This is a genomic window from Amycolatopsis sp. PS_44_ISF1, assembly GCF_032335455.1.
Classification (GTDB): Bacteria; Actinomycetota; Actinomycetes; order Mycobacteriales; family Pseudonocardiaceae; genus Amycolatopsis.
On record NZ_JANUXO010000001.1, the window covers coordinates 2,448,570 to 2,467,267 of the forward strand.

Here is an 18,698-nt window from a genome sequence, read left to right on the forward strand (position 1 = left end):
ACTTATTTGCGAGCTAGGAGAAGAATGCTGCGGGGTTGCCGCTCAGTGAATTGCTGATGCGTAGACGTATGGAGGGGTGAATGTTTAGGGTTGCGATGCGTTCAATTGGAGTCCAAGCCACTTCTTTAGTTTCATCGCTTGTGCGCGGTGATCCGCCGACGTAATTGGCGCGAAAGCAGATAGAAAACTCTTGCCTGACCTCGCCGTCGTCGTAGGCGATGACGTGTTTGGGGTCTGAGTACAGGCCGATCACCCCCATGACCTCACACTCGATGCCGGTTTCTTCGCGGACTTCCCGGACTGCCGCTTCGGCCAGGGTCTCGCCGAGCTCCAGCTGGCCACCTGGGATCGAGTACAGGTCGTTGTCCGTGCGCCTGATCATCAAGATCCGGCCTTCGTCGTCCTGAATTAGTGCAGACACCGCCACTGCGATGCTGTTGGCCTTGGGTGCGTTCGGGTTGTTGTAGTAGTCGACCCGGGTCATGCTGCCTCCTAGAAGGTGGCCGGCTTGGCGAGGTTCCAGACTGACTCGAAGCTCTCCGAGTAGGTCTCGAAGAGGTCCCCGGCGGACAGTCTCCGCAGGTGGAGGGACGGGGCGTGGGCTCCCTGGAACCCGTACACGTGCGTGTTGATGATCATCTCGTCGTCGAACCGGAAGATCGAGTTGTAGAGCGTCGTGTTGTGGAACCGCATCTCCACCCCGTTGACTCCGACCAGCGGCCGGTAGGACGCCAGCGCATTGCGGATGCGTGCCGCAAGCGTCCCGTCGCCGAGCTGCTCTTCCTCGCCGCGTAGGGCGACGCTCTCCCCTTCGGGGTCTCCGAACACGAGGCGGATTCGAGCGCCGGCCGCTGCCTTGGCTGTCAGGTCCTTGATGAACCGCGGGCGTTCCACCAGGAACAATGCCGCGTGTACCAGGATCTCGACAGTCTCCGACGCCTCCTTGATCAGCCGGTCCCACAGTTCGACGGGGACGGCGTTGCGGTGCGGGAAGACCTGCACCAGCTCAGCGGCAGCCGTCTCGGCCTTGCGTTCCGGGGCTAACGAGTCCGGCCACAGGTAGGTCTCTGACTCGCGCGCCATGGCGGCGATCTTGTGCCGATGCTTGGGGTAGGGCGTCCGGTTCTTGGTGATCCAGCGTTCGACAGTCTTCTGGTCGACGCCGACAGCCTTAGCGACCTGCTCCAAAGTCAGGCCGTTGCGCAGCAGCGCGTCACGCAGGCGTTCATTTGGCATCGGCACCCCTCAGGACGTGTAGGGACGTCTTCGACGATACCAGGGACGTCCCGAGATGTCCTGCCACGTGGTGATCGCGTCCCGCGTTTTGGCGGAGATTGGGTGTCAGGTTGCCGGGGCAGGCCCGGTGCCAGGACACCGAGGAGGTAGGCGTGACCACTGAAACCGCCGTTCGGCCAGCTGGCTCAGACAAGCGGGCGGTACCTCGCCGACGTGCGGCGTAGGCGCGGCGCGATATGCGCGACACGGTTCAAATCCACGTCACGGCTGATCTGCCGATTCGTGCCCGCGCGCTGACGTATGCAAACCGCGCGGAAGTCCGGTTCGGCAAGGCGTTCCCGGTGGTCCTGCTCGTGGACTCCGACGCCATCGCCGTACTGCGGAGGGAACTGGATAAGGCGAGCGCGGCACTGGACGCCGCAGCGGCACGAGGCGGAGAGACGCCGGAAACTACCAATTAGCGGACGACATAGGGGATTTAGCATGGCTATCGACAAAGGGCATCGGTTCGGCATCGACTTCGACGACGCGTTCACGGAGGGGCTCGTCATGGTGGGTGAGGTGTCGCCGGATAACGAGTACCAGTCGCGTGAGGACCGGGCGGCGAATCGTCCGGTGCGGCAGCGGGTTGACGAGGTGACGGGTAAGCGGCAGTGGAAGGTGATGGTGACGGACCCGGGAGAGACGCGGGCGAAGCGTGCGTCCTTCGAAATCACGTTCCTGGCTGACGTACAGCCGGTGCCGACCGCGGGTGAGGTGTTGCCGGGGATGCGGCCGATCGAGTTGGACGGGTTGACGGCGGAGCCGCGGGTCGGTGGGCAGGGCGAGTTCAAGTACCAGACCTATGTGTTCCGTGCGACGGGGTTCAAGGCTGCCGCTACGTCGGGTGCGTCGGGCCGGTCCGCGCGGCCGGGTGGCGGTTCGGCGGCGGATGACGCGAGCAAGGCGGCGTAACTGTGTCCTGCACGCAGAATTTTACGACGAGGTCGGGTTGTGGGGCGTCTCTGATCGATCACACCGCCGGCCCTTCCGATGAGGAAGCGAGCCAGCGATGAAGAGCACGGAGATGCTGTCTCCGCGTGCCCGGGTTCTGGGTGCGGCGTTGCATGACGCCCGGATGGCTGCTCGGTTCGGGGTGCGAGAACTGGCTCGGCGGCTCGGCCGGGCACCGGGGTATCTGTCGAATTGGGAGAGTGGTTCGCGGGTGCCTGCGGTCGAGGATGTCGGCGCGGTGCTGGGCGCGTTGGGCGTCACTGGCGAGGCGAAAGAACGGATCTTGGCCATCGCGCGCGGGGTCGTCGCTCCGGACTGGTTCACGGCGGGGCCGCAGTCGAGTCCAGGGCACTTCGCCGCGCTGGTGGCCCATGAACGTGCCGCTGCCTCGGTCACGGTGTGGGCGCCTGTCGTGCTGCCGGATCTGTTGCAGATTCCCGATTATGCGCAGCTGACGTGTGATGCCAAGCAGTTCAGCGCCGAACAGATCGGTGAGCAGGTCGAAGCGAGGATGCGGCGGCGGAGTGTCCTGTTCGGCCGCGATGCGGTTCCGGCGGAGTTCTTCATCGGCGATGAGGCGATTCGCCACCCGCTCGCCGATGAGGAGGTCATGCTTCGTCAGCTGCGTTTCATCGTCGACACAGCAACGATGTCCCGCAGTATCGGTGTCCGCATTTTGCGTCGCAGCGATCCGCGCAGCGCTGTACTGGCCGGGGCGTTCGCCACGTTCACGATGAACGACGCGCCGCCGGTGGCGTACTGCTCGCACTACAACATGGGGGCGTTCCTCGTCAACGGGCCTGCCGGCGCTTACACGAGGGCTGCTGCCCGGCTTGGCCGTACTGCGCTTTCGCGTGGGGAGTCGATCGACTGGCTGAACCAGGAAGTGCGCAGGCTTGCCCGTTCGCTGGAATCCCAGCGCGACCTCGACGACGTCACGCCGCTGGCCGTGCTCGCCGGGGAAGTGACCAGTTGACAACTCTCAGAATCGGCGCGTGACGCCGGACCACTGAACAGTCAAAAATGCACGCTGCGACGCGTGTTCTATTAAACGCGTCCTTGAAGTCATAAAATTTTTGGTAAAACGCAGAACCGGCTACCTGGCTACCAACCTTTTACCGGTTCTGCGCCCGTCCACTGGAGAAGTGAACAATGGCAACGATAAATGATGACAGCCAATGCCAGTCAACCGGGGTCACCCGGATGCGCTGCGAGAAATGCAAAAAGTTCTCCCGGCTGCTGCCCGGTGCGACGAAGTGCCCATTGTGCATGGAGATGCTGCCCCTGGACCTGGCGGTGTCTGCTCTGGGCTCCCGGTCGGCGGGCGGTGAACGCCAATGAACGGGTTCGAGCTGGTGGCCCTGTGCGGGGGCCTGGCCGTGGCGTTGTGGGTGCTGGCCAAGCTCGGTCGTGCGTTGGCCGCGGTCGCGGAGGCGTTGGCTGCGCTGGCGGTGATCGGCGTCGCCGTGTGGGCGCTGCTGCGGGCGGTCGGCTGGGTTGTTCGGCAACTGGTCATCCGCTGGCGGTCGTGCCTGGCGGTGCTGGCGGTAGCCGGATGGTGGCACTGGTGGGGCTGGCTGTCCCTCGCACTGGTCGGCGGGGCGCTCGCCGTGGCCGGGCTGGTGTGGTACCTGATCGACGCGGTGGGCTTCGATCGGTGGTGCGGACGGTGGCTGCGCGTGGTGGCTGAGGTGGGCTGTGTACGGGCGGAAGCTGCCGGGCTGTTTGCACGCCTGCGGCCTGACGGTGCGGGACGAGGCGATCCCGGTGGACGTGACGGTCAACCTGGTGTCCAGGCGTCGGCGCCGGGAGGCGGTCACCCGCGCTCGGCAACAGTCCGGTGTGGCCGTTCCGGCGGTGCTGCGGGTGCGCTCGGGTCCGTCGTGGGATGAGGTGCGGGTGCGGCTGGTGGCGGGGCAGAAGCCGGAGGATTTCGACGATGCGGCCCGGGCGCTGGCCACGGCGCGGCGGGTCACGCGGGTGCAGGTGCGGGAGGTCGCGTCGGATGTGGTGTCGCTGGATTTCATGCGCCGTGACCTGCTGGCTTCTCCTGTGTCGTGCCTGCCGCTGCCGGACCTGGTAGCTGTGGACGGGACGGGGGTGGACCTGCGCGGGGTTTTTGCCGGCCGGACCGAGTACGGGAGGCCGTGGCGGCTGCCGCTGGCCGGTCCTGGTGCGCACATCCTGGTCGCGGGGGCGAGTGGTGCGGGGAAGAACTCGGTGATGTGGTGCCCGCTGATCTCGGCTGCTTCGGCGATCCGGGCCGGGGTGGTGCGGGTGTCGGGTATCGATCCGAAGGGTATGGAACTGGCCTACGGCCGGGGGGTCTTCGCCCGGTACGCCGTGTCCGGAAAAGACACCCTCGCACTGTTGGACGCGCTGCTTGATGAGCTGGAGCGGCGTAAGCGTGAGTTCGCGGGCGTGACGCGCGATGTGCCGATCTCGGCGGAGTTTCCGTTGGAGTTGCTGGAGTTCGATGAGATCGGGGCGTTGACTCGCTACACCGACCGCAAGACCCGTGAGGCCATTGTGGAGAAGGTGGCGGTCCTGACGACGCAGGGCCGGGCGCTGGGCATGTCGGTGCGCGGTTACGTGCAGGAGCCCACCAAGGACACCGTCCCGGTGCGGGAGTTGTTCACCCGGCGGGTGTGCCTGCGCGTCACCTCCAAGACGCACGTCGGGATGGTCCTCGGCGACGGGGCGTATGAGCGCGGGGCGTGGGCGAACCGCATTCCGGAGAGCACCCCGGGCGTGGGCTACGTGTGGGGCGAAGGCATCCGCGAACCCCTGCGCGTGCGCGCCGGATGGGTCCCCGACCAGACCGTCAAGGCGCTGGAGAACTACGTCACCAACGGCGGCGCGCAGGTGATCGACCTCGCCCAGCACCACCGCGACGACGAGAGGGGGGCGGCGTGAACCGGCTGCTGATCTTCCTCGACACGATCCGCGATCACCTCGACTCGTATGCACTGCCCCCGGCCGCTTCGGTCGAGGTCACCACCTGGGCCGCGCCGGTGAGCGTGCAACTCGACGCCGACACCGTGACCGGTGTGGCATACGGGCTGAGCACCTGGGCGGCCACCCTCGACGGCTCGCGGGTCACCCTGTGGCGCACGTCGGACGGCACGCGGGTGCAGCTGGAGCTGACCGGCCGGAGCCCCTGCGGCATCCCGGTACGGGTCTACGGCGGCGTCCCGTTCGACCCGGTGACCTTCCCCGACCTGCCGGTGCAGACCGATCAGGACATGCCCGTGTGGCTGCTGCGGCAGTGGGCGCGCGCCGGAGAGGAGGCCGCGTGATGAACACCGCGAAGGAAACCCCTAGTCAGACGATGCCGGCCGAATCCTCCCCGAAGCGAATCCGCGGCGCACTGGCTACCGACGTGGTCAAGGCGACCGCCGAGCAACACGGGGTGTGCGTGCGGCCCTTCACGATGGAGATCGGCGACACCGAGACCGCAGAGGTTCGCTACGTCCCCGTGCCGTGCGGGTCCACCGTGGAATCGGTGTGCTTGCCGTGCGCGAAGAGGGCGAAAGCGTTGCGGCAGGCCCAATGCCGGGAGGGTTGGCACCTCGCCGAGGAACCCGTCATCAGCCGCCAGGACCCCAGTCAGGTTCAGACGGACCTGATGACCTACCGGGCCGACCTGGTGGCCGCCTACCGGGACGTGAACGCGGCCGGTGACGAAGCGGAGGTCGAGAACCTGCGCGGCGAGATCGCCACCGTGGATGCGGAGCTACGGGACTCCGGCATGACGGGGCGGCTGCCCGCCGTGGACGGTGCGGTGAGGCGGCCGGTGAAGCGCTCGACGAAACGTCGGCAGGACGCGCCCAACCTGCCCCGCCGGAAGGTCAGCAAGGCGACGGTGGGGCGGGAGTACGCGGGACGGTTCCGGCCCTCGATGTTCGTCACGCTCACCTGTGACACCTACGGCCGCGTCCGGCCCGATGGTTCCCCGGTGGACCCGGCGAGTTACGACTACCGGCCGGCGGCCCGGGACGCGGTCCACTTCGCCGCCCTGGTGGACCGGTGGTGGCAGGACCTTCGCCGCGTCGTCGGATTCGACGTGCAGTACTTCGCCACCGTGGAGCCGCAACGCCGTGCGGCACCGCACCTGCACACCGCACTCCGCGGTGCGATCCCGCACGACGTCATCCGCATGGTCACCGAAGCCACCTACCACCAAGTGTGGTGGCCCAACCACGACGAGGTCGTCTACGACGGAGACCGAAAACCGTTGTGGGATACTGATTCTCGCGCGTTCGTGGACCCGGGAACCCGGGCTCCACTGACCTCCTGGGATGACGCTGTCAAGGCAGCGGACGAACCTGCACACGTCGTCACATTCGGCGTGCAGGTGTATTCCAAGGGCATCCTCGGCGGCTCGGAGGAAGCCGGACGGCACATCGGCTACCTGACCAAATACCTCACCAAATCCACCGGTGAGGTCATCGACGCCGACACCACCACACAGCGGGACCACCACGACCGGCTCCACGCCGAACTCGCGGTCACCCCGTGCTCGCCGCGCTGTGCTGTCTGGCTCCTGTACGGAGTCCAGCCCAAGGGCGCCAGCAGCAAAACCACCCCCGGGCACTGCAAAGGCCGCGCCCACCGCCGGACAACGCTCGGTCTCCCGGGTCGGCGGGTCCTGGTGTCGCGCAAGTGGTCCTGCAAGACCGTCGCCGACCACAAGGCCGACCGCCTGGCGTTCGTGACACAGATGTTGGCCAGGGTGGGAATCGAGAAACCGCGCCCGGCACCGGATCGCCTCGTCTGGCGCAAGGTCGAACCCGGGGACACCCACGTCCCGTCCCGGGATCAGCTCGTCATGCGCGCCATCGCCGAACGCATCACCTGGAAAGCCGAATACGAACGCGCCTTGCTCGCCGCTCAAGGACCACCGGGGAACGGGCCAGAAACTTCGGCAACTCAGCTGGCGGCCTGAGCAAAGGGGGAGCACATGAACAACATCAGCAGTATCAACCGGCTTTGGACCGTCGAAGACGTCTCGGTCTACCTCGGCGTTCCGGTCAAGACGCTCTACCAATGGAATGGCGCGGCGAGGGCCCGCCGGCCCTCAAAATCGGCCGGTACCTGCGCTACGACCCGGCCAAGGTGCACGCCTGGGCCACCGAAGCCGCCTAACCAGTTTTGAGAAAGGAGAGTCCATATGGGATATATTCAGGACAGGTGGTACCGCCAGGCGCGGGACCCGGAAACCGGACGGCTGCTCTTCAACGACAAGGACAAGCCGGTTATCGAGCTGTACGGCGTCGAGCTACGGCACGAGGCTGGGTACCTCGACCCGGACAACAACGAACGTTCGAAGTCGTTCGCGGACAAGCAGAAGAAGCGCGCCGAAGACTTCCTCATCGAGGTCGAGTCGGACAAGCGCGAAGGCAAGTACGTCGACCCGCAGGCCGGTCGCGTGCTCTTCGCCGTTGTCGCGGATCGGTGGGTCGCTGCACAGACCTTCGACCACACGACCCGGGAACGCGTAACCAGCCGTCTCGCGAACCACCTCAAGCCGTTCTTCAAGGCGAAGACCATCGGGGCGATCAAGCCCAGTGACGTCCAAGCCTGGCTCCGCTGGCTCCAGGATCGCGGGGTGAGTGCGCGCTCGCGGGTCCTGTACTTCACCCACCTCGTGTCCATCCTCAGCTTCGCGAAGGAGGACAAGCTCATCGTGAGCAACCCGGCCCAGGCGTCGAGCGTGACTCGGCCCCGGGCGGATCTGCGGCAGGTACAGCCCTGGCGTCCTGAGCGGGCGCAAGCCGTCTTGAACGCGCTGCCCGTCCGGTTCAAGCCGGTCGTCCGGATTCCTGCCGGGATCGGGCTGCGGCAGGGTGAGGTGTTCGGCTTCTCCCTGGACGACGTCGATCGGGAGCGGAACATCGCCCAGATTGACCGTCAGGTGCGGATCGTCGACAACGTCCTGTGCTTCGCTCCGCCGAAGCGGGGCAAGACGCGAGAGGTGCCGATCGGCGGCGAGCTGCTGTCCGCGCTGGACGAGTACGCCGAGCAGTTCCCGGCGACGGAGATCACGCTCCCGTGGGTCCACCCCGAGGGCAAGCCGGTCACGGTGAAGCTGCTCATGGTCGACTACGACGGGTTGCCGTTCCGACGTGGCAGCTTCCGGCTGAGCGTCTGGCTACCCGCGCTCAAGAAGGCTGGCATCGAGAAGCCGACCAGGGCGGACGGGATGCACGCGCTCCGTCACCTCTACGCCTCGGTACTGCTCGACGCGGGCGAGTCCGTCAAGGCGCTGTCCAGCTACCTCGGCCACTCCGACCCGGGCTTCACGCTGCGGGTCTACACGCACCTGCTCCCGACCAGCCACGAGCGGACCCGCAACGCCGTCGACGCCCTGTTCAGAGACGGCCTGGCGGCGGCCTGAGGAAGATCCACAAGGGTAAAACCGCAGCTAGGCGTACATGGCCAGCCAGATCGCGATGTAGTGCGAAACCGCGGCCAGGACCGTGCAGGCGTGGAAGAACTCGTGGTAGCCGAAGGTGTTCGGCCAGTGGTTGGGCCACTTCACCGCGTAGAAGACCGCGCCCAGCGTGTAGAACAGGCCGCCCACGCAGAGCAGGACCAGGGCCGCCGCGCCGGCGTGGTGGCCCAGTTCGGGCATCACGAAGACGGCGACCCAGCCCAGGGCGATGTAGATCGGCACGCCCAGCCATCGGGGGGCGTGCGGCCACAGCATCTTCATGCCCACGCCCAGCACCGCTCCGCCCCAGACGATGGCCAGGACGATGTAACCCGTCGGCTGGGACATGGCCAGCAGGGTGAACGGCGTGTACGTGCCGGCGATGAACAGGAAGATCATCGAGTGGTCGGCGCGCTTCATCCACTTGTACGCGCGCGGGCTCCAGAGCCGGCGGTGGTACAGGGCGCTCACGCCAAACAGGCCCAGCACAGTCAGCCCGTAGACTGACGTCGCCAAGGCCGCCAGGGGGGAGACGGTCGCCGCCGCCAGGCTGATCAGGACCGCGGCTCCGGCGACCGCGCCGAAGAAGGACCAGAAGTGGATGTGCCCGCGCAGACGAGGGCGGGTGTCGACGGGCGCCGGGCCGGACGTTGGTGGTTCGGTCGTCACGCTCACCCGGCCAGGCTACGGGACCGTAGGTTTTTCGCCACCCACCGTGGCGCGTCACACGTCGGCTCCAGGGGTGCGTACGCTCGGCCGACGTGAGCATCCGGTCCTTCATGTCCGACGTCGTGTACAGCGTCTACGGCCGACGCCTGATCCAGCAGGCCGCGGACAGTCATCCGCGCCACGTCGCCATCATGCTGGACGGGAACCGCCGGTGGGCGCGCGAAGCCGGCTTCACCGACGTGGCCGACGGGCATCGCGCGGGGGCCAAGAAGATCGCCGACTTCCTCGGCTGGTGCCAGGAGGCCGAGGTCGAGGTGGTCACCATGTGGCTGCTGTCCACCGACAACCTCAACCGCGACCCGGACGAGCTCACCCCGCTGCTGAAGATCATCACCGACGTCACCGACGAGCTCGCGGCCCCCGAAGCGCCGTGGCGGCTGCGCATCGTCGGGGCGCTGGACCTGCTGCCGGTCGAGGTCGCGCGGAAGCTCACCGCCGCCGCGAGCCGGACCGCGCAGCGGCCGGGCATGGAGGTGAACGTCGCCGTCGGTTACGGCGGGCGGCAGGAGATCGCCGACGCCGTGCGCAAACTGCTGCTCCAGCACGCCGACGAGGGCACCACCATCCGCGAGATGGCGAAGATCCTCGACGTCGACCACATCTCCGAGCACCTTTACACCTCGGGGCAGCCGGACCCGGACCTCATCATCCGAACCTCCGGTGAACAACGGTTGTCCGGATTCCTGCTCTGGCAGTCCGCGCATTCGGAATTCTGGTTCACCGAGGCTTATTGGCCGGCATTCCGCCGGGTCGACTTCCTTCGCGCCCTTCGTGACTACGCCTGGCGCCATCGCCGCTTCGGCACCTGACCCGGACGCGGCGGAGACCCCATAGCCCCAGCTCACGGCGTCGAGGCGGTCGCGACGTCCGGCCCGGTCCGCGGCCGCACCGGCGACAGTTCCAGCGGCAATGCGTTTCTGCTCGGCGTCACGTGTCGTTCATGTCGGGCGACCCACGGTGAGATGACGAATCGGCGAATCACCTGTGTGGCTGCCTGCACGATCGCCCGGACGTCGGTACCTTCCGGAAGTGAGGGCCCGCGTTCCGTGCGAGTCCTCGCGGGAGGCCCTGGTCGTGGCGTTGATCGAGGGGGCGGCTCAGCCGTCCACGAGATGCACGAGGGGGCCGGCACCCGGCCCTCGTGGCCGTTTCGCCTGACGCAGCCGGCGTCAGCGGAAACGGACCCAGCCAGGGAGGTGCCCGGCCCAGCGAGTGCGGGCGTGGGGTGCACACGCCCTCGAGGGAGATGCCGTCGTGACTGCGCAGCGTTCACCCCGCCAGGCCTCTGGCCGTTCTTCGACCGGTGCCCCTGGCCCGGAGAAAGCCTCGATCTCGCCCGACTCCCAGCCCCACACCTACGTGCTGGACACCTCGGTGCTGCTTTCCGACCCGTGGGCGGTGACGCGGTTCGCCGAACACGCGGTCGTCCTCCCGCTGGTCGTCATCAGCGAGCTGGAGGCGAAGCGCCACCACCCCGAGCTCGGCTGGTTCGCCCGGGAGTCGCTCCGCCTGCTCGACGACCTGCGCCGGCAGCACGGCCGGCTCGACGCCCCGATCCCGATCGGGGACCACGGCGGCACCCTCCAGGTGGAGCTCAACCACACCGATCCCTCGGTGCTGCCGGTCGGCTTCCGGACCGACTCCAACGACCACCGCATCCTCGCCTGCGCGCTGAACCTGGCCGTGGAGCAGGTGCCGGTGACGCTGGTGACGAAGGACGTCCCGCTGCGGGTCAAGGCCGGGGCCGTGGGCCTCGCCGCCGACGAGTACCGCGCGCAGGAGGTCACGCCTTCGGGCTGGACCGGTATGACCGACGTGGACGTGCCCCAGGGACTGGTCGACGCCCTGTTCGGGGGCAGTTCGGTGGACCCGGTGGAGTACGGCCTGGCCGAGGTGGGCGAGCTGCCCTGCCACACCGGGCTGCGGCTGCTCGCCGGCAGTACTGGCGCGCTGGGCCGGGTGACCGCGGACAAGCGGATCCGGCTGGTGCGGGGCGACCGCGAGGCGTTCGGGCTGCACGGCCGCTCGGCCGAGCAGCGGGTGGCGCTGGACCTGCTGCTCGACTCCGACGTCGGCATCGTCTCCCTCGGCGGCCGCGCCGGCACCGGCAAGTCGGCGCTGGCCCTGTGCGCCGGGCTCGAGGCGGTGATGGAGCGCCGCCAGCACCGCAAGGTCGTGGTGTTCCGCCCGGTCTACGCGGTCGGCGGCCAGGAGCTGGGTTACCTGCCGGGCTCCGAGAGCGAGAAGATGCAGCCGTGGGCGCAGGCGGTGTTCGACACGCTCGGCGCCCTGGTCAGCCAGGACGTGCTGGACGAGGTGTTCGACCGCGGCATGCTCGAAGTGCTCCCGCTGACCCACATCCGCGGCCGGTCGCTGCACGACACCTTCGTGATCGTGGACGAGGCGCAGTCGCTGGAGCGCAACGTGCTGCTCACGGTGCTCTCCCGGCTCGGCACCGCGTCCCGGGTGGTGCTGACGCACGACGTGGCCCAGCGCGACAACCTGCGCGTCGGACGGCACGACGGCGTCTCGGCGGTGATCGAAAAGCTGAAGGGCCACCCGCTGTTCGCGCACGTGACGCTGACCCGCTCGGAGCGCTCGCCGATCGCCGCGCTGGTCACCGAGATGCTGGAGGACCACGGCTGAGCCCGGCTCGTGAGTGCTTGGTCCGGTCGGCACCGGCCCAAGCACTCACGAGTGCTCACCAGCCGGACGGGAGCGGTCGGCCCTCGGCGAAGCCGGCGGCGGACTGCACGCCCAGCAGGGCACGCTCGTGGAACTGCTTCAGCGTGCGCGCGCCCGCGTACGTGCAGGACGAGCGGACGCCCGCGCAGATCGAGTCGAGCAGGTCTTCGACGCCCGGCCGGTTCGGGTCCAGCGCCATGCGTGAGGAGGAGATGCCCTCCTCGAACAGGGCCTTGCGGGCACGGTCGAAGACGTTGTCCGTGCGCGTCCGGGCGCCGACGGCCCGCTTGGACGCCATGCCGAACGACTCCTTGTACGCCCGCCCCTGCTCGTCGAACCGCAGGTCACCGGGCGATTCGTGGGTACCGGCGAACCACGAGCCGACCATCGCGGCCGACGCGCCGGCGGCCAGGGCCAGCGCGACGTCACGCGGGTGCCGGACGCCGCCGTCGGCCCAGACGTGCTTGCCCAGTTCGCGCGCGGCGGCCGCGCACTCCGCGACGGCCGAGAACTGCGGCCGGCCGACGCCGGTCATCATCCGCGTGGTGCACATGGCGCCGGGGCCGACGCCGACCTTCACGATGTCCGCGCCCGCGTGGATCAGATCGCGGGTGCCCTCGGCGGTGACGACGTTGCCCGCCACCACCGGCACCCGCGGCGACACCGAGCGCACCGCCTTGAGCGCGGCGATCATCTTCTCCTGGTGCCCGTGGGCGGTGTCGACGACCAGCGTGTCGACGCCCGCGGCCAGCACGGCCTCGGCCTTGGCGGCCACGTCGCCGTTCACCCCGACGGCCGCGGCCACCCGCAGGCGGCCCCGGGCGCCCGCCGCCGGCGTGTAGATGCCCGCGCGCAGGGCGGCGACGCTGGTCAGCACCCCGGCGAGGCGGCCTTCCGCGCCGAGGCCGAGCGCGAGCCGGGCGCCATGGGCGTTCAGCTGCTCGAAGACCTCGCGCGGCTCCGTGTCCAGCGGAACGGCGACGACCGGCGGCTGCGCGACGTCGGCGAGGCGTGCGAAGCGGTCGACGCCCGCGCAGGCCGCTTCGTCGACGATGCCGACGGGCTTGCGCTCGCCGTCGACGATGACCACGGCACCGTGGGCCCGCTTGTGCACGAGGTTGAGCGCGTCGGCCACGGCGTCGCCGCCGGTCAGCACCAGCGGGGTGTCCCACACCGGGTGACGGCTCTTCACCCAGTCCACGATCTCGGAGACGGCGGCGGTGTCGACGTCCTGCGGCAGCACCACGAGCCCGCCGCGGCGGGCCACCGTCTCGGCCATCCGCCGTCCGGCCACGGCGGTCATGTTGGCCACCACCACCGGGATCGTCGCGCCGCTGCCGTCCACAGTGGAGAGGTCCACGTCGAAGCGGGACTCCACGTCGGAACGGTTCGGCAGCAGGAACACGTCGTCGTAGGTCAGGTCGTGAGCGGGCTCATGCCCATCCAGAAAGCGCACTAGTCCCAGGTTACGGGGCTTGCGCGCGAGACGCGAACCAGGCGTGACCCGTGGAACAATGCCGTTATGAACGGCCGTGACCGCGACGACACGGGGCGTGCCCGCAACGCCCGCCCCCGCGACGGCCTCGGGCGGCCGCTGCCCTACGGCGCCGACGGCGTCGAACGCCAGCCCGAGGGCATCGTGCGCACCCCGCAGGAATCGCTGGCCGAGGCCCAGCGGCTGCTGGACGAGGGCAAGCCGTTCCACGCCCACGAGGTCTTCGAGGACGCGTGGAAGTCGACCGACGGCCCGGAGCGCGAGCTGTGGCGAGGACTGGCGCAGCTCGCGGTCGGTCTCACCCACGCCGCCCGGGGCAACGGCGCGGGAGCGGCTTCGCTCCTGGAGCGCGGCGCGGAGAACATCGAGCCGTTCCGAGCGCAGCCCCCGCACGGCGTGGACGTCGAAGGGTTGCAGACCTGGGCGCAAACGCTTGCGGCCGAGGCCAAGGTGAAGGCCCGGGTGGAACCGGTACCGCCACGGTTGACGCCTTAGCCTGGAGCTGGCCCGCAGGTGGGCCGGGATGCGCTCGCGATCGGTGAATTGGCCACTCGGCCGACAACCGAACGCACGCCACCGGCAGTCGGCCTCGACCGGTGACTCGGCGGCCGCGGTTGAGGGTGTTGGTTCACTTGGCTCGCGCACCGGTGTGCGGGCTTGGTGGTTCACCCAGCCACGAGTGGCGTGATGGCTTGTTCGCGCAACGCTGAGACCACGGTCCCAGCGTTCCGGTGGACGAGGCCCCCCAGCTCGCCTGCTGAGGGTCTCGAGCTCGGCTTCGGGAGCGAGCCGGGCCAGGGTTTCGCTGACGCGGTGCTCAGCCCTCGGACCAGTCCGAGCTGCCCGATTTCTCGTCGCCGATCGTGGTGCCCTCGCCGTGGCCGGTGTGGACCTCGGTGGGGTCCGGGAGGGCGAAAAGCCGTTCACGGATGGACTTCACGATGGTCGGGTAGTCCGAATAGGACCGTCCGGTGGCGCCGGGGCCGCCGTGGAAGAGGGTGTCGCCGGTGAAGACCGCGCCGAGGCCGGCCGCGTGGAGGCAGACGGCGCCCGGTGCGTGGCCGGGGGTGTGGATCACGGTGAGGTCGGTGCCCGCGATGGTGATGACCTGGCCGTCGGCGAGTTCACCGTCCGGCGCGCGGTCGGGGTGGGTGAGGTCCCAGACGACGCGGTCGTCCGGGTGCAGCAGGATCGGCGCGCCGGTGCGTTCGGCCAGGGCGGGTGCGGCGTTGACGTGATCGTTGTGGGCGTGCGTGCAGACGATCGCGCGCAGCCGGCGGTCCCCGACGACGTCGGCGATCGCGGCGGCGTCGTGGGCCGCGTCGATCACGATGACTTCGGAGTCGTCGCCCACGATCCAGACGTTGTTGTCCACGTCCCAGCTGCCGCCGTCGAGCTCGAAGACCCCCGAGGTGACCAGGTTCTGCACGATTGCCGTCATGGACTGAAGACCCTAGCGCCCCCGGGCCCGTCGAGCCGAGATACCGATGGTATCTACTTTCCGGTAGCCTACTGCCGGTAAGTTCGCTGCGACGACGGGACCGCGATGACAGCCACCCGGGAACTGCTGGCCGAGCCGCTCGAACTGCGCTGCGGGGCGGTACTGCCGCACCGCATCGCGAAAGCGGCACTGAGCGAGCAGCTCGGCGATCGGCGCAATCGTCCGACCCGGGAGCTGGCCGAGCTGTACCGGACGTGGGCCGGTGGTGGCGCGGGCCTGCTGGTGAGCGGCAACGTGATGGTCGACCCGGCGGCCCTCGGCGAGCCGCGCAACGTCGCGCTGCCGACCGTTGCCGATCCGGCGGACTTCCGGCCGTGGGCCCGCAGCGTCGACGGGACGGGTGCTCGGTTGTGGGTTCAGCTCAACCACCCGGGCCGGCAGAGCCCGCGGTTCCTTTCGCGGCAGCCGGTCGCTCCGTCCGCGGTGCCGTTCGCCGAACGGGGTGTGCGGACCGCGTTCGCCGCGCCGCGGGCTTTGACGGGCGACGAGATCGAGGCGATCATCGACCGTTTCGCGCGGGCCGCGAGGACGTTCGTCGACGCCGGGTTCAGCGGGGTGCAGCTCCACGGCGCGCACGGTTACCTGATCTCCCAGTTCCTCTCCCCGCTGACCAACCTCCGCGACGACGCCTGGGGCCGTGACCGCAGCCGCTTCCTGCTCGAAGTGGTCCGCCGCGTGCGCACGGCGGTGGGTGATTCGGTTCCGGTGTCGGTGAAGCTGAACAGCGCGGACTTCCAACGCGGCGGTTTCACCGAGGACGAGTCCCTGCGGGTGGTCCGCGCTCTGGGCGAGGCCGGGATCGATCTGCTGGAGGTTTCCGGGGGCACGTACGAGAAGGCGGCGATGATGGGTGCCGGTGCCGTTCGTGAGAGCACCACGCGCCGCGAGGCGTATTTCCTGGACTACGCGGCCAAAGCGCGCCGGGTCTCGGACGTCGCCCTGATGGTCACCGGCGGATTCACCACGGCCGAGGGGATGGCTGAAGCTCTCCGCTCGGGCGCCCTGGACGTGATCGGCCTCGGCCGCCCGCTGACCGTCGACCCGGCGCTGCCCGCCCGCCTCCTGTCCGGCGAGGACGTCCGCGCGGAACGGCTCTGCCCCCGCACCGGCATCCGCCTGGCCGACAGCCTGCTGGAAATCCAGTGGCACACCCAGCAACTCCACCGGGTGGCCGCCGGCAAACCCGCCGACCGCGGCCGCGGCGCCTGGCGAACCCTGGCCCAGGGCGGAATCAGCGACCCGCTCAACGCCTTCCGCCGCGTCCGCGGCTGAGCTCGGACCGCCCGGGTTTCGTCGGTGCCCTGGCCCGAGCTGACTCGGCCCCCTGCCGCCCCGCCCACACCGACCTGTCCCACACCGGCCCTGCCCACGGCGGTTCTGGCCCACACCGGCCGTGCCCACGGCGGTCTTGGCCCGCGGCGGTCCTGCCCACGGCGGTCCTGGCTCGCGGTGGGATGGCGTGTCGCACCATGGCCTGCCTGCGGCGGAATGACGTGCCGCAGCCCGACGCGCGGTGGCCCGGCCTACAACGGGATAGCGTGCCGCAGCACGGCTCGACCGGGTATCGCTTGGTCCGCGGCGCTGGGCTCCATCCCCCGGGGCCTTGATGGTCTGAGCATGGGTCGGCGCGTCTCGACCCGCCGTGTCCGCGACGGATCGATTCGTATCCCGGCCCGGCAGGACGCTCTGGGCAGCCAGACATGGTTCGCAGTGGATCATTCCGGTGCAGTTGGGCCCAAATCGGCAAGGTCCATAGCAGCAGGTCCCAAGTCGGCAACGCCCGCAGCAGCAGAGCCGACCTCGGCAACGCCCCGCAGTGGCAGGGGCCACCTTGGCGATGCCCGTAGCGGCAGGGGCCACCTCGGCAAGGCCCGTAGCGGTGAGCCAACCTCGGCAAGGTCTACTCCGGCTAAGGCTCACACAAGGCTAGGGCCTATAAAGACCAGGGGCCGTACAGACCAGGACCTGTACAGGTGAGGCTCGTCCGAGCAGGCTCCGCATCGACGCGGCCCAGCGTCCGGCACCGTTACCCGACGCCCAGCTCTCCAAATCCGTTGATCACCGCCAGGGTCAGCCCTCCGGTCCCGGGCGGTCGCCGCGGAGGAGGCCTCGGACGGTGTCGATCGTGTCGGCGTCGGCGGGGTCCTTGTCGGGGCGGTAGCGGACGACGCGGGCGAATCGCAGGGCCAGGCCGCCCGGGTAGCGGGTGCTGATCTGGGCGCCGTCGAGTTCGATTTCGACCACCAGTTCCGGGCGGACGTGCACGGTCCAGTTGTCGTGGTGGGTTTCGATCTCCTGGAGGCGCTGGGTCTGCCAGGCCAGCAGTTCGTCGGTCAGGCCCTTGAAGGTCTTGCCGACCATGATCGGCGGGCCGCCGTCCGGATCGCGGGCGCCCAGGTGGAGGTTGGACAGGGTGCCGGTGCGGCGGCCGTGGCCCCACTCCGCCGCGAGGACCACCAGGTCGATGGTGTGCACCGGCTTCACCTTCAGCCAGGCCCGGCCGCGCCGGCCGGCCGCGTAGGGCGACTCCAGATCCTTCACCATCACGCCCTCGTGACCCGCGGCCATGGCCGCCTCCAGTACCGAAGCCGGGTCGGTGGGGGCCACCTCGCCGGGGATCACGTGCTCGCCCGCGACCCGGTGCAGCGCCGCGTTGCGCTCCGACAGCGGCGCGTCCAGCAGGTCGGTGCCGTCGAGGTGCAGGCAGTCGAAGAAGTACGGCCGCAGCAGTAGCGCGCGCACCTGCTCGTCGCGCGTGCTGCCGAAGCGGCTCATCGTCTCCTGGAACGGGCGGGGCCTCCCGTCGTCGGTCAGGGCCAGGGTTTCCCCGTCCAGCACCACGGATTCGCACGGCAGCGCGCGCACGAGGTCGACCAGCTCCTGCACGCTCCCGGTGATCTCCCGCAGGGTGCGGGTGTAGATGTGCACCTCCTCGCCCTGGCGGTGCACCTGGATCCTGGCCCCGTCCATTTTGTACTCGACCAAGGCGTGCCCGTGCTCGGCCGCCGCCTCGTCCAGCGATTCCGCCGGGGAGGCCAGCATCGGCCGGATCGGGCGGCCCAGCGACAGGCGGAACTCGGCCAGCCGGGCCGCGCCGCCGGTCAGGGCCGCGTGGCCGGTGACCGGCAGCCGGCCGGACAGCATGAACGCGCGCCGCACGTCCGCCGCCGGCAGCTCCGCCGCCGCCGCGATCGCGTCGACCATCACGCCCTCCAGCGCGCCCTGCCGCAGCTCGCCGGTGACCAGCCGGTACAGGAACTCCTGCTCGGCCTGGGTGAGCCGGGCCAGCAACGCGGTGAGCACCTCGGCCCGCCGCCTGACCGAGCCCACCCCGGACGCGGCGGCGACCTCGGTCAGCGCCTCGTCCACCTCCGCGACGCCCACCTCCGGCTCCGGCGCGGGGGAGACGACCAGGTCCGCCAGCGTGCGCCAGCCTGCGCCCAGCCTGTCCTGCGCCGTCTGCCCGGTGAGGTACGCGATCACGGCGGGCAGCTCGGCGGGCTCGGCGGCGCGCAGCACTGCGGCCAGGGTGGCGGTCTTCGCCTTCCTGGACCGGGTGGCCGCCAGCTCGGCGGACGCGGTGACGATCTCGGTCAGCAACACCCCGACATCATGACCCGGAC

At 69.4% G+C, this 18,698-nt stretch carries 16 protein-coding genes and 1 pseudogene; 11 read left to right on the plus strand and 6 right to left on the minus strand.

Translation table 11 applies throughout. The features are described 5' to 3' along the window. Positions 1–13 precede the first annotated feature (13 nt). The gene (locus NYF13_RS11210; protein ID WP_315656140.1) at positions 14–484 is read right to left on the minus strand and encodes an NUDIX domain-containing protein; all 471 of its coding nucleotides are present in this window, start codon (positions 482–484) and stop codon (positions 14–16) included. Positions 485–492: 8 nt separating this feature from the next. Next, positions 493–1,236: a DUF5919 domain-containing protein gene (locus NYF13_RS11215; RefSeq protein ID WP_315656141.1), complete on the minus strand. Its 744-nt coding sequence runs from the start codon at positions 1,234–1,236 to the stop codon at positions 493–495. A 236-nt stretch (positions 1,237–1,472) separates the two neighbouring features. On the opposite strand from NYF13_RS11215, the gene NYF13_RS11220 reads away from it, so the two are divergent. The 7 genes and pseudogenes from NYF13_RS11220 to NYF13_RS11255 all read left to right on the plus strand — a co-directional run bounded on the left by NYF13_RS11220 (position 1,473) and on the right by NYF13_RS11255 (position 8,629). Then, the gene (locus NYF13_RS11220) at positions 1,473–1,697 is read left to right on the plus strand and encodes a hypothetical protein (RefSeq protein ID WP_315656144.1); all 225 of its coding nucleotides are present in this window, start codon (positions 1,473–1,475) and stop codon (positions 1,695–1,697) included. 22 nt (positions 1,698–1,719) lie between these two features. Continuing rightward, entirely contained in the window at positions 1,720–2,190 is a 471-nt protein-coding gene (locus tag NYF13_RS11225) for a hypothetical protein (RefSeq protein WP_315656145.1), read from the plus strand. A gap of 97 nt (positions 2,191–2,287) precedes the next feature. Continuing rightward, positions 2,288–3,205 (plus strand): helix-turn-helix transcriptional regulator, encoded by a 918-nt coding sequence (locus NYF13_RS11230; protein WP_315656146.1) that lies wholly within the window; start codon positions 2,288–2,290, stop codon positions 3,203–3,205. Between the two features lie 361 nt (positions 3,206–3,566). After that, positions 3,567–5,145, plus strand: a pseudogene (locus tag NYF13_RS11235) (FtsK/SpoIIIE domain-containing protein). Further along, positions 5,142–5,528 (plus strand): hypothetical protein, encoded by a 387-nt coding sequence (locus NYF13_RS11240; protein ID WP_315656147.1) that lies wholly within the window; start codon positions 5,142–5,144, stop codon positions 5,526–5,528. Before NYF13_RS11235 ends, NYF13_RS11240 begins: the two are co-directional and overlap by 4 nt. A 32-nt stretch (positions 5,529–5,560) precedes the next feature. Continuing rightward, positions 5,561–7,177, plus strand: a complete 1,617-nt coding sequence (locus tag NYF13_RS11245) for a replication initiator (RefSeq protein ID WP_396287276.1) — start codon at positions 5,561–5,563, stop codon at positions 7,175–7,177. A gap of 225 nt (positions 7,178–7,402) precedes the next feature. Next, on the plus strand, positions 7,403–8,629 hold the full coding sequence (locus NYF13_RS11255) for a site-specific integrase (protein ID WP_315656149.1): 1,227 nt from the start codon (positions 7,403–7,405) through the stop codon (positions 8,627–8,629). A gap of 27 nt (positions 8,630–8,656) precedes the next feature. Here the strand turns inward: NYF13_RS11255 and NYF13_RS11260 are convergent, their stop codons facing one another. Further along, positions 8,657–9,340 carry a hemolysin III family protein gene (locus NYF13_RS11260; protein ID WP_315656150.1) on the minus strand — a complete coding sequence of 228 codons (684 nt, stop codon included), beginning with the start codon at positions 9,338–9,340 and terminating at the stop codon, positions 8,657–8,659. 104 nt (positions 9,341–9,444) lie between these two features. Here NYF13_RS11260 and NYF13_RS11265 point away from each other — a divergent pair, with 104 nt between their 5' ends. Further along, entirely contained in the window at positions 9,445–10,203 is a 759-nt protein-coding gene (locus NYF13_RS11265; RefSeq protein ID WP_315657307.1) for an isoprenyl transferase, read from the plus strand. Positions 10,204–10,753: 550 nt separating this feature from the next. Further along, positions 10,754–12,040, plus strand: a complete 1,287-nt coding sequence (locus tag NYF13_RS11270) for a PhoH family protein (RefSeq protein ID WP_315657308.1) — start codon at positions 10,754–10,756, stop codon at positions 12,038–12,040. A 55-nt stretch (positions 12,041–12,095) separates the two neighbouring features. Here the strand turns inward: NYF13_RS11270 and NYF13_RS11275 are convergent, their stop codons facing one another. Next, positions 12,096–13,535 carry a GuaB1 family IMP dehydrogenase-related protein gene (locus NYF13_RS11275; protein WP_315656151.1) on the minus strand — a complete coding sequence of 480 codons (1,440 nt, stop codon included), beginning with the start codon at positions 13,533–13,535 and terminating at the stop codon, positions 12,096–12,098. A 66-nt stretch (positions 13,536–13,601) separates the two neighbouring features. On the opposite strand from NYF13_RS11275, the gene NYF13_RS11280 reads away from it, so the two are divergent. Then, the gene (locus tag NYF13_RS11280) at positions 13,602–14,069 is read left to right on the plus strand and encodes a DUF309 domain-containing protein (protein WP_315656152.1); all 468 of its coding nucleotides are present in this window, start codon (positions 13,602–13,604) and stop codon (positions 14,067–14,069) included. A 322-nt stretch (positions 14,070–14,391) separates the two neighbouring features. Here NYF13_RS11280 and NYF13_RS11285 read toward each other — a convergent pair whose 3' ends face one another. After that, positions 14,392–15,015, minus strand: a complete 624-nt coding sequence (locus tag NYF13_RS11285; RefSeq protein WP_315656153.1) for an MBL fold metallo-hydrolase — start codon at positions 15,013–15,015, stop codon at positions 14,392–14,394. Between the two features lie 105 nt (positions 15,016–15,120). On the opposite strand from NYF13_RS11285, the gene NYF13_RS11290 reads away from it, so the two are divergent. Continuing rightward, positions 15,121–16,347, plus strand: a complete 1,227-nt coding sequence (locus NYF13_RS11290; RefSeq protein ID WP_315656154.1) for an NADH:flavin oxidoreductase/NADH oxidase family protein — start codon at positions 15,121–15,123, stop codon at positions 16,345–16,347. Positions 16,348–17,145: 798 nt separating this feature from the next. On the opposite strand, the gene NYF13_RS11295 is transcribed toward NYF13_RS11290, so the two are convergent. Next, a complete protein-coding gene (locus NYF13_RS11295; protein ID WP_315656155.1) occupies positions 17,146–18,678 on the minus strand; it encodes an ATP-dependent DNA ligase in 1,533 nt (510 codons plus the stop codon). Positions 18,679–18,698 lie beyond the last annotated feature (20 nt).

Coding starts and splice junctions, on each gene's coding strand:
- NYF13_RS11225 (WP_315656145.1), top strand. CDS start 1,720: ATGGCTATCGACAAAGGGCATCGGTTCGGCATCGACTTCGACGACGCG.
- NYF13_RS11220 (WP_315656144.1), top strand. CDS start 1,473: ATGCGCGACACGGTTCAAATCCACGTCACGGCTGATCTGCCGATTCGT.
- NYF13_RS11245 (WP_396287276.1), top strand. CDS start 5,561: ATGCCGGCCGAATCCTCCCCGAAGCGAATCCGCGGCGCACTGGCTACC.
- NYF13_RS11285 (WP_315656153.1), bottom strand. CDS start 15,015: ATGACGGCAATCGTGCAGAACCTGGTCACCTCGGGGGTCTTCGAGCTC.
- NYF13_RS11215 (WP_315656141.1), bottom strand. CDS start 1,236: ATGCCAAATGAACGCCTGCGTGACGCGCTGCTGCGCAACGGCCTGACT.
- NYF13_RS11210 (WP_315656140.1), bottom strand. CDS start 484: ATGACCCGGGTCGACTACTACAACAACCCGAACGCACCCAAGGCCAAC.
- NYF13_RS11230 (WP_315656146.1), top strand. CDS start 2,288: ATGAAGAGCACGGAGATGCTGTCTCCGCGTGCCCGGGTTCTGGGTGCG.
- NYF13_RS11255 (WP_315656149.1), top strand. CDS start 7,403: ATGGGATATATTCAGGACAGGTGGTACCGCCAGGCGCGGGACCCGGAA.
- NYF13_RS11265 (WP_315657307.1), top strand. CDS start 9,445: ATGTCCGACGTCGTGTACAGCGTCTACGGCCGACGCCTGATCCAGCAG.
- NYF13_RS11290 (WP_315656154.1), top strand. CDS start 15,121: ATGACAGCCACCCGGGAACTGCTGGCCGAGCCGCTCGAACTGCGCTGC.
- NYF13_RS11280 (WP_315656152.1), top strand. CDS start 13,602: ATGAACGGCCGTGACCGCGACGACACGGGGCGTGCCCGCAACGCCCGC.